The organism is Achromobacter sp. RTa, assembly GCF_000757485.1.
Taxonomy (GTDB): Bacteria; Pseudomonadota; Gammaproteobacteria; order Burkholderiales; family Burkholderiaceae_B; genus Achromobacter.
This window is the reverse complement of the sequence record NZ_JPYO01000036.1, coordinates 322,018-337,092: the sequence shown is the minus strand read 5'-3', so window position 1 is coordinate 337,092 and position 15,075 is coordinate 322,018. Positions and strand designations below refer to the sequence as shown.

15 protein-coding genes and 1 tRNA gene are annotated in these 15,075 nt (G+C 67.2%); 8 read left to right on the top strand and 8 right to left on the bottom strand.

The annotated features are described in order from the left end of the window. Window positions 1-17 precede the first annotated feature (17 nt). Complete coding sequence (locus JL37_RS14795) at window positions 18-905, top strand: alpha/beta hydrolase (protein ID WP_043544925.1); 888 nt, start codon at window positions 18-20, stop codon at window positions 903-905. 20 nt (window positions 906-925) lie between these two features. Here the strand turns inward: JL37_RS14795 and JL37_RS14790 are convergent, their stop codons facing one another. Continuing rightward, window positions 926-1,393: a multidrug/biocide efflux PACE transporter gene (locus JL37_RS14790; RefSeq protein WP_043544924.1), complete on the bottom strand. Its 468-nt coding sequence runs from the start codon at window positions 1,391-1,393 to the stop codon at window positions 926-928. A gap of 112 nt (window positions 1,394-1,505) precedes the next feature. Here JL37_RS14790 and JL37_RS14785 point away from each other — a divergent pair, with 112 nt between their 5' ends. Next, window positions 1,506-2,369 (top strand): LysR family transcriptional regulator, encoded by an 864-nt coding sequence (locus JL37_RS14785; protein WP_043544921.1) that lies wholly within the window; start codon window positions 1,506-1,508, stop codon window positions 2,367-2,369. An 18-nt stretch (window positions 2,370-2,387) separates the two neighbouring features. On the opposite strand, the gene JL37_RS14780 is transcribed toward JL37_RS14785, so the two are convergent. Next, entirely contained in the window at window positions 2,388-3,203 is an 816-nt protein-coding gene (locus JL37_RS14780; protein ID WP_052097213.1) for a ChbG/HpnK family deacetylase, read from the bottom strand. A gap of 36 nt (window positions 3,204-3,239) precedes the next feature. On the opposite strand from JL37_RS14780, the gene JL37_RS29745 reads away from it, so the two are divergent. Continuing rightward, complete coding sequence (locus JL37_RS29745) at window positions 3,240-3,635, top strand: GtrA family protein (protein WP_081955069.1); 396 nt, start codon at window positions 3,240-3,242, stop codon at window positions 3,633-3,635. Here JL37_RS29745 and JL37_RS14775 read toward each other — a convergent pair. Together JL37_RS14775 and JL37_RS14770 are read right to left on the bottom strand one after the other, a co-directional pair. Next, on the bottom strand, window positions 3,589-5,178 hold the full coding sequence (locus JL37_RS14775; RefSeq protein WP_043545000.1) for a glycosyltransferase family 39 protein: 1,590 nt from the start codon (window positions 5,176-5,178) through the stop codon (window positions 3,589-3,591). The genes JL37_RS29745 and JL37_RS14775 overlap by 47 nt on opposite strands. Before the next feature lies 1 nt (window position 5,179). Then, window positions 5,180-6,172 (bottom strand): glycosyltransferase family 2 protein, encoded by a 993-nt coding sequence (locus tag JL37_RS14770; protein ID WP_231570350.1) that lies wholly within the window; start codon window positions 6,170-6,172, stop codon window positions 5,180-5,182. A gap of 223 nt (window positions 6,173-6,395) precedes the next feature. On the opposite strand from JL37_RS14770, the gene JL37_RS14765 reads away from it, so the two are divergent. From JL37_RS14765 to JL37_RS14745, 5 genes are all read left to right on the top strand, one after another. Further along, complete coding sequence (locus JL37_RS14765) at window positions 6,396-6,899, top strand: GNAT family N-acetyltransferase (RefSeq protein ID WP_043544915.1); 504 nt, start codon at window positions 6,396-6,398, stop codon at window positions 6,897-6,899. Between the two features lie 149 nt (window positions 6,900-7,048). Continuing rightward, window positions 7,049-8,257 carry a sodium/glutamate symporter gene (gltS, locus tag JL37_RS14760; RefSeq protein ID WP_043544914.1) on the top strand — a complete coding sequence of 403 codons (1,209 nt, stop codon included), beginning with the start codon at window positions 7,049-7,051 and terminating at the stop codon, window positions 8,255-8,257. Window positions 8,258-8,259: 2 nt separating this feature from the next. Then, entirely contained in the window at window positions 8,260-9,756 is a 1,497-nt protein-coding gene (locus JL37_RS14755) for a TAXI family TRAP transporter solute-binding subunit (protein ID WP_043544913.1), read from the top strand. A gap of 41 nt (window positions 9,757-9,797) precedes the next feature. Then, window positions 9,798-10,064 (top strand): ribbon-helix-helix protein, CopG family, encoded by a 267-nt coding sequence (locus JL37_RS14750; RefSeq protein ID WP_043544912.1) that lies wholly within the window; start codon window positions 9,798-9,800, stop codon window positions 10,062-10,064. Window positions 10,065-10,068: 4 nt separating this feature from the next. Further along, the gene (locus tag JL37_RS14745; protein ID WP_043544911.1) at window positions 10,069-10,527 is read left to right on the top strand and encodes a YaiI/YqxD family protein; all 459 of its coding nucleotides are present in this window, start codon (window positions 10,069-10,071) and stop codon (window positions 10,525-10,527) included. 18 nt (window positions 10,528-10,545) lie between these two features. Here JL37_RS14745 and JL37_RS30700 read toward each other — a convergent pair whose 3' ends face one another. The 4 genes from JL37_RS30700 to JL37_RS14725 form a co-directional block, all read right to left on the bottom strand. Next, on the bottom strand, window positions 10,546-10,713 hold the full coding sequence (locus JL37_RS30700; protein WP_043544910.1) for a hypothetical protein: 168 nt from the start codon (window positions 10,711-10,713) through the stop codon (window positions 10,546-10,548). 354 nt (window positions 10,714-11,067) lie between these two features. Next, a tRNA-Val gene (locus tag JL37_RS14735) sits at window positions 11,068-11,142 on the bottom strand. 59 nt (window positions 11,143-11,201) lie between these two features. Next, a complete protein-coding gene (dnaQ, locus tag JL37_RS14730) occupies window positions 11,202-11,930 on the bottom strand; it encodes a DNA polymerase III subunit epsilon (protein ID WP_043544908.1) in 729 nt (242 codons plus the stop codon). Between the two features lie 2 nt (window positions 11,931-11,932). Further along, entirely contained in the window at window positions 11,933-15,049 is a 3,117-nt protein-coding gene (locus JL37_RS14725) for an efflux RND transporter permease subunit (RefSeq protein WP_043544907.1), read from the bottom strand. Window positions 15,050-15,075: the final 26 nt, after the last annotated feature.

The following is a 15,075-nucleotide window of genomic DNA, read 5'->3' as shown; positions in this document are numbered from 1 at the left end:
TCCGGGTCACATAATCCATGCCCGCACTGTCCCGCCCATCTTTCCGCCGCCTGCTCGCCACCGCCCTGCTCACGGGCGCGGGCGTCGTAGGCTGCACGCAACTGGATTCCTGGCAGCGCCAGACCATTTTTTCTCCCCAGGCAGAACCTCAGACCTGGTGGCGCGAACCCGCCGCCGGCACCCGGGTATACGACCTGCCGCTGGCGGGCGGCGACCACGTGCGCGCCTGGTACTGGAAAAGCCCGCAGGCGAACGCTCCTACCGTGCTGTACCTGCACGGCGCGCGCTGGAACCTAAATGGCAGCGCCTTCCGGATAGACGGCTGGACGCGCATGGGCTATTCCGTGCTTGCCATCGATTACCGCGGCTTCGGCGCCTCCCCCGCGCTCCTGCCGTCCAAAAAAAGCGCACAGGAAGACGCCATCGCCGGGCTGAAGGAATTGGCCAGGCTCCAGCCGGACCCTTCCCGCCGCTTCATCTACGGGCACAGCCTGGGCGGCGCGATCGCGATCGATCTGGCGGCTCGGCCGGAACAGCCGGACTTCGCCGGCCTTATCGTGGAGTCGAGCTTCACCAGCATCGGCGCGATGCTGGCCACCCTGCGCTGGGGCAAGGTGCCGGGCGCCAGCTTGCTGGTCACCCAGCCCTTCGACTCGGTGGACAAGCTGGCCCGCATGCACACGCCCATGCTGTTCGTGCATGGGACCGCGGACCGGGTGGTGCCGCATACGATGAGCGATGAGCTCTTCGCCGCGGCGCGCAATGTTTCACCGGAGATGAAGCGCCTGGTGAAAATCGAAGGCGCCTCGCATTCGGGCGCCTTCCGCAGCGGCGCACAGTACGAGGACGCGGTAAGGACCTTCACGCGGGACGCCAGCCGCGCCTACCGGCGCAAGGCGGGCTGACGCGCCGCGCGCAAGCGCGTTCAGCGCGCGGCGGCCGGCGCGGCCTGCCCGCCGTTGCGGCCCAGCCATTTCATGACGTGCGGACGCGAGCGGTCGTAGGCCAGGTTGTAGACGAAGGCATAGGGCAGATAGAACAGCACCAGCGCGATATCCAGGACGAACGCCTGCCACAGGCTGATGCTGAGCCACCAGGCCGCCAGCGGAATCACGATCAGGATCAGGCCCAGCTCGAAGCCGAAAGCGTGCACGACGCGCACCCGCAGGTTGCGCGTCCAGCCGAGGCGGTTCTCGATGCGGTCGAATCCGGCGTTGTAGATCATGTTCCAGACCAGGGCGATCCAGGCGATCACCGCGGTCAGCACGCCCATCTCGAACAGGGATTTGCCCATGGCCCAGGCCGCGGCGGGCGCACACAGGCCGATGGCCAGGATTTCGAACAGAAAAGCGTGGATGAAACGTTCTTTGAGGGTTTTCTTGGCTTGCGTCATGACCCACCTGAGGCCGGTTGCTACAGAATGGAAGCGATTTTCGACGATATTTCCGTTACGAAAAAGATAGAATTCATCGGAAAAACCGATATAACTGACACGGGACCTTCCCATGCGCCACTCACTGGAATCCCTGGCCGCTTTCGCCCAGGTCGCCTCGGAAGGCACCTTTTCCGCGGCGGCCCGCAAGCTGGGCAAAAGCCAGTCCACCATCAGCGAAACCATCGCCAACCTGGAGGTGGACCTGAACGTGACCCTTTTCGACCGCAGCCAGCGGCAACCCGCGCTGACCGAGGCGGGCCAGGTCCTGCTGGGGCAGGCCCTGCAGGTGCTTGCCGCCAACGACCGCCTGAACCGCAGCGCGAGCCAGCTTTCCGAAGGCCTGGAGCCCCGGCTGACGCTGGTGCTGTCCGACACGTTCCAGTCGGAGACCTTCGAAACCATGCTCAGCCAGATCGACCAGCGCTATCCGGCGCTGCGCTTCGAATGCCTGATCGCGGAATACGAAGATGTCGTGGCGCTGGTACAGCAGGGGCGCGCGCACCTGGGGCTGATGGCCGCCCAGGACGACTATCCGCCCGACGTGGCGCACGCCACCCTGGCGGAGCTCTCGGAGATCGTCCTGTGCGTGGGCCGCAACCATGCGCTGGCCAAGCTGCCCAGCGTCACGGAAGACCAGCTGAAGGCCGAGCGCGCGCTGCGCCTGAGCACCTTTGAGCTGGGCGACAAGGAAACCGAGCCGGCCTATTCCACCTGGTCGGCGCCCGGCTATCTCATGCTGCTTGAAATGGCCAGCCGCGGTTTTGGCTGGACCGAATTGCCGCGCTGGATGATCCAGCGCTTCGGACAGGATCAGCTGGCCGAACTGAAGGCGCCGGGGTGGCCTCGCCACATCCGGGTGGATGCGGTGTGGTCCAGGCGCCGGGCCCTGGGGCCGGCCGGAGCCTGGCTGCTGCAAAGCCTGACGGGCGGCTAGGGCCCGGCGTTCCGAGCCTTAGCGCGCGGCGGCCGGCAGGCGCGAGATGTGCACGCCGTTGACGTTGAGCCAGTCGCCCAGCTTGGGGCTGGCCAGCACATCGAATTCCGCGCGGCGCTGGCGCGACATGGCGCTGCCGTCCTTGCAGTCCACGGCGGGATGGCACATGAGCAGATCGCAATCGCGCGCGTTGAACAGCCAGTTCTGCAGCAGGTCCGCGTAGCGCCGCTTGCCGCCCTCGAATCCGTAGACGCCGAGCAGCCGGCGATTGGTGCGCAGGCCATGCTTGCCGGCCTCGCGCGCCAATGCCGCCGCGCCCAGGGCGCCGATGACGCGGGCCTTGATGGCTTCCCTCAGCGGAATGCCGCTCTGCATGCCTGGCGTGGTCTGGCGCAGCCAGGGGCCGTTTGCGCCGTAGCGGCGCTTGAGCAGCAGCAACAGCCGCGCACGGATACCGGGCAGCTGGTGCACGTGCTGGTGGCCATCGACATAATCCGGCGCGCGCCCCACAGCGGCCTCGAAGGCGTCGAACTGGCGCTCCAGATGCGCGTCGATCCATGCGGCATCCAGCCGGCCCGCATAGGCCCTGACGACCAGCCTGCCCAGCGCGGGCATCGGCTCGGCGTCCGGGCACAGCGCTTCCGTGAAGTTCACGTGCAGGCCGACGTCGATATCCAGCGGCGCCAGACGCCGCGCGTTCGCGGCGAACGACGCGCCCAGCGCCAGGCAGCTTACCGCGCTGAGACGGCCCATGCCGGCAAGCGCGATCATGCCTTCATCGATATCGGCATTCATGCCAAAATCATCACCGCAGACCACGATACGTTTGCTCATCGCAATACCCCTCACTTCCAAATCGCCACGTTTTCCATGCGCGCCCTGCTGCAACAAGTAAGCACCTTCATTGCTGTCGGATGCGCCGCCGCCGCCACGCACTGGGCCGTTGCCGTCGGCTGCGTGGAAGCCTTCGAAATGCCCCCGCTCGCCGCCAATCTCATCGGCTGGCTGGTCGCATTCGCGGTTTCCTTCGCCGGCCACTACCGGCTTACGTTCCGACATTCAACAACCCCTTGGACAGTAGCAGCGCGCCGTTTCTTTCTTGTGTCAGCCGCCGGCTTCGCCATCAACGAAGCGTCCTACGCCTGGCTGCTGCACAGCACCGCCATCCGCTACGACATCCTGCTCGCCCTGATACTGGCCGGGCTGGCCGTCGCCACCTTCATCGCCAGCCGGCTGTGGGCGTTCCGGCACAGACCCGCTGCCTGAAGCCCGCGTCCACCTCCACGCGCCACATGGCGTATTTCGCGCTCGTGACCACGGGAGCCAAGCCTCGCAGCGGCAGATAGACCGGATTGTCCGCAACGGTGCCCCACACCCAGTAACGCGCCCCGTCCGGCGCCTTGCACAGGCGGGCGTTGAACTCCGCCGGGCTCACCAGCACTTCCTTTCCCGTGGCAGGATCGAACCGGGCCGCGTCGTACAGTTCCTTGCGCCAGTTGTCCCGCTTCGGCACTTCGGGATTGAGCCAATCGTCGACGACCCACATCGGCCGGGGAGCCCGCGCATACAAGGCCAGGTCGAAGGGATAGGCATGCAGCGACACGAAGGTGTCTTCGGGCCGGGCCTGCTCCCTCACTACCTTGGCCAAGGGGCCCGCGCTGCCGCGCGCATTGTTGGCGGCGATGCCCACCGCGATCACGCAGATGCCCGCCGCCACCGCCGCGCTCAAGCGCAGCAGGCGCGGCGTCACCGCCTCGGATTCGTCGCGCCACGCGCCCAGGATTACTTCCGACAGCAGGAAGGCCAGCGGCGCCAGCGCGGGCAGGACATAGCCCACCAGCTTGGAATGCGGCAGCGAAAAGAACACGATCACGACGGCCAGCCACAGCAGCGCGAAACGCCGCAGGTCCCGCGCCGGGCCCTCCGCCCAGAACGCCCTGCGCAGGATTCCGCCGCCCCACAGGGACCAGGGCAGGCTCAGCCCCACGATCACCGGCAGATAGAACCAGAATGGCTGGGCATTGTTGAACCCGGTGGCGGCGAAGCGCTGGAAATGCTGATAGACGAAGAAATAGTCGTAGAAGCCGGGGTAGCGCAGCTGCATCAGCACGAACCACGGCGCCATCAGCGCGAGGAACGCCAGCACCGCGGGCGGCCAGAGCAGCGCGGCCAGGCCGCGCCAGCGCCCCCCCCACGCCAGCCAGAGGAACAGGACGGCGCCCGGCAGCACCACGCCGATCAGGCCCTTGGCCAGCACGGCCAGGGCCGCCAGCGCGGCGGCGGCCAGCGACATCCCGCGGCAGGCCTGCCCGCGCTCGGCCCGCAGCACCGTGTCCGCCGCGGCCAGCAGGCAAAGCGTGATCATGCCCGCGACCAGCATGTCCAGGTTCGCGAACTGCGCCCCGCCGTAGAAGAACGGCATGGTGGCGAGGATCAGCACGGTCAATGTGGCGGACGCGGCATCGCGGTAGCGCCGCAGAAAGCCATACAGCGCCGCCGCCGCGCCCCACGCGGCCAGCCAGGACGGCACGCGCGCCGCCCAGGGATGCGCGCCGAACACCGAAAAGGACAGCTCGGTCAGCCAGTAGTAGAGCGGCGGCTTGTGGAAGTACGGCATGCCGTCCAGCAACGGCACGGCGTGCGAGCCGCTGCGCAGCATGTCCCAGGCCACGCCGGCGTAGCGGCCCTCGTCGGGCAGCGTCAACGGCCTCAGCCACGCCAGCCACGCCAGCCAGATCCCGATCGCGAGCAGAAAGCGTCCTGCCGGCGGGGTCCATACGGAACGCCCCCCTTGCGTGATGGCGGACATGTCAGCGCGCGTCCTGGCGCGGACGGGAAGCACGCCCCTGGCGGCGGCGCACAACGAACAAGGGGCGGCCCTTCACCTCATCGAAGATGCGCGCGACATATTCGCCCACCACGCCCAGCGAGATCAGGTTCACGCCCGCAAAGAACAGCACGGCCGTGACGATGGTCGTCCAGCCCGAGACCGGATTGCCGGACAGGAGATAGTCGCCGACGAGATAGGCCGCATACGCCAGCGCCAGCACGGCAAAGGCCACGCCCACCAGACTGACCAGGCGCAACGGCCAGGTCGTGAAGGCGGTCAGCCCGTCCAGCGCCAGGCGGAACAGGCGCATGCTGCCGAAACGGCTGTCGCCATGCATCCGTTCGTCCGGGGTATAGGCCAGCGCCTCGCCCTTGAAGCCCACCCAGGCATACAGGCCTTTCATGAAGCGGGTGCGCTCCGGCAACGCGTTCAGCGCGTCCACCACGCTGCGGTCCATCAGCCGGAAATCGCCGGCGTGGGCGGGCACGTCCACCCCGCGCGCGCCGCTGAGCAGTTTGTAGAACCAGCGCGCGCCCGAGCGCTTGATCCAGGATTCGTCGGCTCGGCTCTCGCGCACCGCATAAACCATTTCGGCGCCGGCGGCCCAGCGCGCCAGCATCTGCTCGATCAGCGCCGGCGGATGCTGCAGGTCGGCGTCCAGGCAGATCACCACGTCGCCGGCGGCGGACTCCAGGCCGGCGCTGAGCGCGGCTTCCTTGCCGAAATTGCGCGACAGCTGCACGTAGCGAAAGCCTTCGTGCTCTGTCCATTCCGCCATGAGCGCCTCGGTGCCGTCGCTGCTGCCATCGTCGGCGACGATAACCTCCCAGCTCGAGCACAGCGCCGTGAGCCGGCTGCGCAACAAAGGCAGCAGCACCCGCAGGTTCTCGCATTCATTCAGGCAGGGAATGACGCAGGTCACGCAGGTGTCGTACGGCACATTGGCGGCCGGCGCGGACCAAAGCGATTCCATGGGAAACGATTTGGCCAGCACTTGCGGGGCAATGGGATCGGACCGGAATTGGATATGCATGGAACTCTGAACTCGGAATGCAGGACACTATGCCGGGCAGTATGAGCAGGGGCTCGTCGAATTTTCATGAAATGCCGGCGGCAAAGCGGGGACGGGCCGGCGTCGCTACAATGCGCCCGAGTTCGTGTTTTCCCAGATCGCCATGCAATACCGAGTCAGGCCCATGCTTGCCAGCGACGTGGACGCCATCCTGGCCGCCCAGACCCTGGCCTACCCCGATTTCCTGCTTGAAAGCGCCGCTTTCTTCCAGAACCGGCTGGCGCTCGCGCCATCGCATTGCTGGGTCGCCCACGCGGCGGCGCCGGCCGAGCACGGCGGCCTGCTGGGCTATCTGATCTCCTATCCCTGGGACGCGGGGCTGCCGCCGGCCCTGGACGTCACGCTGGAATCGCTGCCGGCCGGCGCCGACCACTGGTTCCTGCACGACTGCGCCGTCGTGCCGCATGCCCAGGGCCTGGGGGTCGGCCAAGCCCTGGTCCGCGCCGCCGCAAGCTCCGCCCTGGAGGGGGGCCTGCGCCGGGCCAGCCTGGTATCGCTGGAGTCCGCCACGGGCTATTGGCGGCGCCAGGGCTACGCCCCCATGGCCGTCGCCAGCGCCGCCCTGGCCGCAAAGCTTGCCGGCTACGGGCCGCATGCCCGGTACATGTCGCGCGAACTGCCGCTCTAGCCGCAGCCCCCAGCCCCGCCCGCCGGGCGCCGGCCGGCCCCATGTACAACGCCGCCGCCGCGGACGTAACATAAGCCGCATGCGTGTGAGGCGGCAGGGTTCCCATAGCCGGAAATCTAACTGCGCCCCGACAGGGCGCAAAGGTATCTATGATCTCGCTTTCGCCCGTTCAATCGCTGTTGGCCTGCTGCCTGGTGCTCGTCGTCGGACGGGTACTGACCACCCGGATCGGGCTGCTGGCCCGCTACAGCATTCCCGATCCCATCGTGGGCGGGCTGCTGTTCGCCGTGATCGCCTACCTGCTGTCGACCTGGGGCGGCATATCCGTCTCGCTCGAAACCAGCGTCAAGCCGACCTTGCTGCTGCTGTTCTTCGGCTGCATCGGCCTGACCGCCAACCTCAAGCTGCTGGCCAAGGGCGGCCCCCGGCTGATCGCCTTCCTGCTGGCCCTGATTCCATTCCTGGTGTTGCAGAACGCCGTGGGGCTGGGCATGGCCTGGCTGCTGGACCTGCACCCTCTGATGGGCCTGCTGGGCGGCACGATCACCCTGGTGGGCGGGCATGGCACGGGCGCGGCCTACGCCACCCGCTTTGCCGATTTCAACAATATCCAGGACGTGATGGCGCTGGCGATGACCTCCGCCACCATGGGCCTGGTGCTGGGAGGCGTGGTGGGCGGCCCGGTGGCGGAATGGATCATGCGGCGGCACAAGCTGTCGGGCAGCCTGGACCATGCCCCCGACGCCAAACATGAAGCCCCGGACCTCACGGAAAGCGCCGGCCCTGCCTCCGCCGGCACGTTCATCGTGTCGATGACTGCCGCTTTCGTCTGCCTGGTCGTCGGCGGCTACCTGGCCGCGCTGGTCGAGGACGCGCCGGTCAGCCTGCCCAATTTCCTGTGGTGCCTGGCCACGGGCGTGGTCATCCGCAACGGCGGCGAACACCTGGGCCTGAAACTGGACGACCGCGTCACCGACATCATCGGCACGATCGCCCTGTCGCTGTTCCTGGGCATGACGATGATGACGCTCGACCTGTCCAGCGTGGCGCGCCTGGCCGGTCCGCTGGCGCTGATGCTGGCGGTGCAGACCGTGTTCTGCGCGTTGTATGCGGCCTGGGTGGTGTTCCGCCTGCTCAAGCGCGACTACGAGGCGGCCGTCATGTCGGCGGCCTTCTGCGGTTTTTCGCTGGGCGCCACGGCCACTGCCATCGCCAATATGCAGGCGCTCACGCGCCGCCACGGCCCCGCGCCCGAGGCATTCATCGTGGTGCCGGTCACCGGCGCATTCCTGGTCGACATCCTCAACGTGATCGTGCTGACTTCACTGATCTCCTTGCCGTTCGTGGGAGGGATGTAAGCATGTTCAAACGCCTCGTTCTCCTGCTCCTCTGCCTGGCGCTGACGGCCTGCGGCCGGGCTCCCGACACCGACGCGCTGCGCACCGACGTCGAACGCAGCCTGGCATCCTCCTACGGCGACGGCCTCTTCCGGATCGCCGAACTCAAGCGCATGGGATCCGCCGCGGACAGCAGCGCCCCCGCAGGCGAAACCCGCCGCGTGGTCTATTACGACATCGCCCTGGACGTAGGCCGCGACGTTTCGCTCGGCGCCTGGGATCAGCCGGGCGCGGCCTCGCTGGTCACTTTGCTGGGCGCGGGCCCGCGCAGCATCAGCGGCGTGAAATCCGGCGGCAACCAGGCCGGCGACCGCATCGTCGCCCATGCCAGCGCCATCTACCGCCAGGAGGGCAAAGACTGGAAGCTGGTAACCCCTGCCGGCTTCAAGGCGGCCGAGGCCCCCAATCTGGATACCGGCGCTCCGCCGCCCGTCACGCGCCAGCTGCTGGACACGCTGGACCAGATCACCCATTCCGTCGCCTATAGCGCCTCCAGCACGGCGCAGCACGTGGTGCAGCAGGAACTGGAGCGCTCGGTGGCCCGCATCAACGGCCGCCTGTCGCGCCTGCAGCAGGGCTATCCGCTGGCGGGCGGCCCTGACCGCGGCGAGTACGTGGCGTTCGCCCGCGCCTTGAGCGCCGTGGCCCGCAGCCAGCAGATCCGCGTGGCTCCTCTCATCACTGGCGGCGGCGCCGAGAACATCGCGCTGCTGCGCAGCGGCGACGCGGTGGTCGGGCTGGCGCAGGCCGACACGGCGCGGCTGGCCTATGACGGCAAGGGGCCGTTCGCAGGCCAAGGGCCGTTTACCGGCCTGCGCGCCCTCGGCAGCCTCTATCCCGAGCTGGTCCATATCGTTGTGCGCGACGACGCCTCCCTGCGCGGCGTGCGCGACCTGAAAGGCAAGACCATCGCGTTGGGACCGGAAGGCTCGGCGGTGCGGGCCACCCTGGAAGCCGTGCTGGCGGCGCACGGGCTGCAGGCCGGCCGCGACTACACCGTCGCCGGCACGCCGTTCGCGGCCTCCCTGCCCGCGCTGAATTCGGGCGAAATCGACGCGGCCGCCCAGGTGATCGGCGTGCCGGCGGCGCCCCTGCGCGATGCGCTGACCCAGGCCCGCCTGAAGCTGCTTCCGCTGGACCCTGCCGCCATCAAGGCGCTGACGGCCTCGGACAGCTCGCTGATGCCGCTCGACATCGTTGCCGGCACCTATCCCAACCAGACGGAGGCGATCCCCACCGTGGGCATGGCGGCGCTGCTGCTCACCACCGCCGACCTGACGCGGGACGAAGCCCTGGTGATCGTGCGCGCCGTCTACCTGACCGGACAGGACCTGCTGGCCGCCGGATCGGCCCAGGGCGCCCAGGTATCCGTCGCGACCGCCCGCCGCGGATTGACCGTGCCGCTGCATGACGGCGCCCAGGAAGGCCTGGCCGCGCTGGAGCACGGCAAGCCGCGATGAGGCCGTTGCGCTTATGATGGCGCTCCTCATCAGGAATCCCCATGAACAAATTCGATCTGCAGAAAAACCAGGCCCTGAAGCTGGCCGGCCAGCTCAAGCAGGCCGGCACGCCGGACCGCTACGGCACCGCCTCCCAAACGCTGGACCGCCGCGAGCAGCGCAAGCTGGACCAGGCCGCCGGCCTGGTGCCCTTCCCGCTGAAACTGTCCCAGGCGGATGCCGACAGGCTGCGCGCCGCGGCGGCCGAGCGCGGCGTCTCCACCAACGACATCGTGGCCGAGGCCCTGCGCAAGGCGCTGGGCGAATAACGCGATGCACATCTGGGTCGATGCGGACGCCTGCCCCGCGGTCATCAAGGACATCCTGTTCCGCGCCGCGCAGCGCTGGCAGACGCCCCTCACCCTGGTGGCCAACCAGCCGCTTTATACCCCGCCCTCGCCGCTGATCCGCGCGGTGCAGGTGCCGCGCGGGTTCGACGTCGCCGATGCGCACATCGCCGAGCGCGCCGGCAAGGGCGACCTGGTGATCACCGGAGACATCCCGCTTGCGGCGCAAGTGCTGGAAAAAGGCGCAATGGCGCTGAACCCGCGCGGCGAACGCTATTCGCCCGAGACCATCCGCGAACGGCTGGCATTGCGGGACATGATGGAAGAACTGCGCGCGAGCGGCGTGGACACCGGCGGCCCGCCGTCGTTCAGCCACGCCGACCGCAAGGCGTTCGCCAATCAGCTGGACACGCTGCTGGCCCGCGTGGCGCGCCACCAGCGCTGAGGCTCCGCCCCGCGCGCGTCAATAGAAGGTGATGTAGGCCTTGTAGATGATGGTGCCGATGGCGGTGATCAGGCCCAGGCCCATCAGCCCCATGCCGATGTTGCGGTCGCGCAGCCCGAAGCCGATCAGCATGAGCGCAACGCCCGTGACGATGATGATCAGCATGGTGTTGGTGTTCGGGGGCATCGCCTTCTCCTGTTCGCCTCGGCCAGGCCTGGGAGCCTTGCCTTTGTTATCAATGATAGACAGGCCCGCAGGCGATGAGGCTCAATCGGTGAAGGCCCGCTTGCGTCAAATCAAGAAAAGAGTAATGAATGGGCCGCGCCCGCGCAATGGGCTTGCCCGCCAGGCTGGCGGCATGGCGGCGCTTGGCCCTGTCCTGCCGGGCAGTACCGGATCCGCCAAAACAAAAAAGCCAACCGCAAGGGTTGGCTTTTTGCTTTGCGTCGTTTGCCTGGATGGATCTTCATCCGAGCACCGGGCTTTCCTTGGACGCCGACAACGGCTGGCTTGGCGCAAGCGTTGTCTCTCAAGGGTCTTTGGTGGGTAGTACTGGGTTCGAACCAGTGACCCCTGCCGTGTGAAGGCAGTGCTCTACCACTGAGCTAACCACCCCGAAAGAGGCGAAATATTAGCACGTTTTTTTGAACGTGTGCAAGTCGCCTCGAAAAACCTTATTCCACCGGCGCCGGCGCCGGCGCATCCAGTTTGCGCCAGATGCACTCCCCGCCCACGGACTTATCCAGGGCGGCCAGATAGGCTTCGTGCTCGACCAGGTCTTCCTCGCTGGCCTTCAGCACGGGCAACCCGGAAGCGTCGAATTTGGCCAGCACGATGCCGCTGCCGCCGGCGCTGTCGCCGTCGTCCACGTCGATCAGCAGCGCATCCTGGCCGCGGGTCATGGCCAGCCAGACTTCCGCCAGCAGTTGCGAGTCCAGCAATGCGCCGTGCAGCGTCCGGTGGGCGTTGGAAATGCCGAAACGGTCGCACAGCGCGTCCAGCGAGTTGCGCTTGCCCGGAAACAGCGAGCGCGCGTGCAGCAGGGAATCGGTGACCGTTTCGCAGAAATCGGTGATCGGGCCGCGGCCGGTCTTGGCGAGTTCGGCGTTGAAGAACTTCACGTCGAACGCCGCGTTGTGCGCGATCAGCTCAGCGCCCTGAATGAATTTGACGAACTCGTCCGCGACCTCGGAGAAGCGCGGCTTGTCGGACAGGAATTCCGTGGTCAGCCCGTGCACGGCCAGCGCCTCGGGATCGCTGTCGCGGTCCGGGTTCAGGTAGATGTGCAGGTTGTTGCCCGTGGACATCCGGTTGACCAGCTCCACGCAGCCGATCTCGACGATGCGGTGGCCCTGGGCGGGATCGAGTCCCGTGGTTTCGGTGTCAAAGATGATCTGGCGCATAACTATTCCGACGCTTGGGCGGGCGAGGCGGGCTGCGCCTGCGGCGCCGGACCGGAGTCCGGGTGGTGCGCTGCGCTGCCGGCCTGGCCGGGTTTCTTGCGTGCGGAGGCGATAAGCGTATAGGCCACCGGCACGACGAACAAGGTCAGTAGTGTACCCAGCATCAGCCCGCCCACCAGGACCCAGCCGATCTGCTGGCGCGATTCCGCCCCCGCGCCCGAGGACAGCGCCAGCGGCACGGTGCCCAGCACCATGGCGCCCGTCGTCATCAAGATCGGGCGCAGGCGCAGCACGCTGGCCTCGATGACGGCATCGAACAGCTCCTTGCCCTCGTCGCGCAGCTGGTTCGTGAATTCCACGATCAGAATGCCGTGCTTGGTGATCAGGCCCACCAGCGTGATCAGGCCGATCTGGCTGTAGATGGACAAGGTGCCGCCGGTCAACCACAGCGCCAGCAGCGCGCCGGTCATGGACAGCGGCACCGACAGCATGATGATGAACGGGTTGCGCCAGCTCTCGAATTGCGCCGCCAGCACCAGGTAGATGAAGGCCAGCGCCATGGCGAAGACCAGGTAGATGCTGCCCGACGAGTCGCGGAACTCGCGCGACTGGCCGTCCAGGTCGGTCACGATGGTGTTGGGCAACACGTCGCGCGCCACCTGGTGCATGTGCGTCAGGACCTCGCCCAGCGCGTAGCCCGGCGCCACGGCGCCGTCGATCTTCACGGCGCGCAGCCGGTTGAAGTGATTCAGCGACTGCGGCGACACGCCTTCATGCACGCCCAGCAGGTTGTCCAGCTGCACCATGCTGCCGTCGCGCGCGCGTACGTAGATCCCCGAGATGTCGGTGGGATTGGCGCGGTCGCGCGGCGTCACCTGGACGATCACGTCGTACTGTTCGCCTTCGTCTTTGTAGCGCGTAACCTGCCGCCCGCCGAGCATGGATTCCAGCGTGCGGCCGACGGTATCCACGTTGGCGCCCACGTCGGCCATCTTGTCGCGGTCCACGCGCACGCGCAGTTCGGGCGTGTTCAGCCGCAGGTCGGTATCCAGGTTGATCAGGCCGGGATACTTGCGCAGCTCGGCCATGAACACATCGGTCAGGCGCGCCAGTTCCGCGTACGAGGCCTGGCTCATGATGATGAACTGCACCGGCTTGGACCGGGCGGACTGGCCCAGCGACGGCGGGTTGGTCGGGAAGGCGCGCACGCCCGGCAGCGAGGCGAACTGCGGCTGCAGCAACTCCGTAATGGTCTGCTGCTTGCGGCTGCGCTCCTCCCAGGGCTTCAAGCGCAGGATGGCGGTGCCGTCCGTGACGGTGGGAAAGCCCACCGTCACCTGGCTGCCGCTGGCTTCCGGGATGTCGGCATAGAACTTCTCGATGCCCAGCATGCTCTCGAGCGTGTAGTTCAGCGTGGCGCCTTCCGGCGAACTGACGATGCCGAACACCACGCCCCGGTCTTCGATGGGCGCCAGTTCGCTCTTGACCACCTTGAACAGCACGCCGCTGCCGGCCGCGACCGCCAGGCCGATCGCCACCACCAGCCAGCGGTGGCGCAGGGACGCCGCCAGCACGCGCCGGTAGCCGCTGCTCAGGGCGTTCAGCCAGCCTTCGATCAGGTTGTACCAGCGGCTATGGCTGCTCTGGTGCCGCAGCAGCACCGAACACATCATGGGGGTGAGCGTCAGCGCCACGAAGCCCGACACCAGCACCGCGCCGGCCAGCGCCAGCGCGAATTCGATGAACAGGCGGCCGGTGCGGCCCGTGGCGAACGCCAGCGGCGCGTACACGGTGACCAGCGTCATCGTCATCGCGACCACGGCGAAGCCGATCTCGCGCGATCCGCGCAAGGCGGCCTCCTTGCGGGGCATGCCGTCTTCGATGTGCCGGAAGATGTTCTCCAGCACCACGATGGCGTCGTCCACCACCAGGCCGATCGCCAGCACCATGGCCAGCAGGGTCAGCGTGTTGATCGAAAAGCCGAACAGGTACATGAGCGCGCAAGCGCCCACCAGCGATACCGGAATGGTGACGATGGGAATGATGCTGGCGCGCAGGTTGCGCAGGAAGAAGAAGATCACCAGCACCACCAGCACAATGGCTTCGCCGATGGTGTGGAACACGGAATCGATGGAGCGCTCGATGAACACCGACGAGTCGTAGGCGATGTTCAGCTTCATGCCGGCCGGCAGGTTCTCGTTCAGCCGGGCCACTTCCTCCCGCGCCGCCTTGGACAGTTCCAGGGGGTTGGCGGTGGACTGCCGCGTCACGCCGATGTTGATCGCGGGCTTGCCATTGAAGCGCGACAGGATGCGGTCGTTTGCCGCCCCGATCTCCACCTTGGACACGTCGCGCAGGCGGACGGGATAGCCTTTCACGTTGGCGACGATCACGTCCTCGAACTGGGCCGGCGTCTGCAGGTCGGTCGAGGACACGACCGAGAACTCGCGCGCGCGGGACTCGATGCGGCCCGCCGGGATCTCGACGTTCTGGCTGCGCAGCGCGGACTCCACGTCCTGCACGGTCAGGCCGTAGGCGGCCAGCTTGTCGCGGTCCACGTAGATGCGCATGGACGGCAGGCGCTCGCCGAAAACGCGCACTTCCGCCGCCCCCGGCAGCACCGACAGGCGGGTCTTGATATAGCGGTTGATGTAATCGGAGGTCTGGATGGCGGAATACGACCCGGCCTCCACCGCGATATAGATGATGGGCTGGGAGTCCGCCTCGACCTTGCCGATGATGGGTTCGTCGATCTCGTCCGGCAGGAAGCGCCGGGCGCGCGACACTTTGTCGCGGACTTCCGCCGCGGCCGCGTCGGGATCGCGGGACAGGTTGAACTTGATGTTGATGAGGCTGCGTTCGGAGCGGCTGCGCGAGGTCATCACGTCCACGCCCTCGATGCCGGCGAGCTGGTCTTCCAGCGGCTTGGTCACCTGGGATTCGATCACCTCGGGCGAGGCGCCCTTGTAGGTGGTGTCCACCGAGACGATGGGCTCGTCGATCTTCGGATACTCGCGCACGGTCAGGCGCGAATAGGAAATCAGGCCGATCAGCACAATGATCAGCGACAGGACCGACGCAAACACCGGCCGCTTGATACAGGTTTCCGAAATACGCATTGCGCTATCGCCAAAAATGGAAAGGA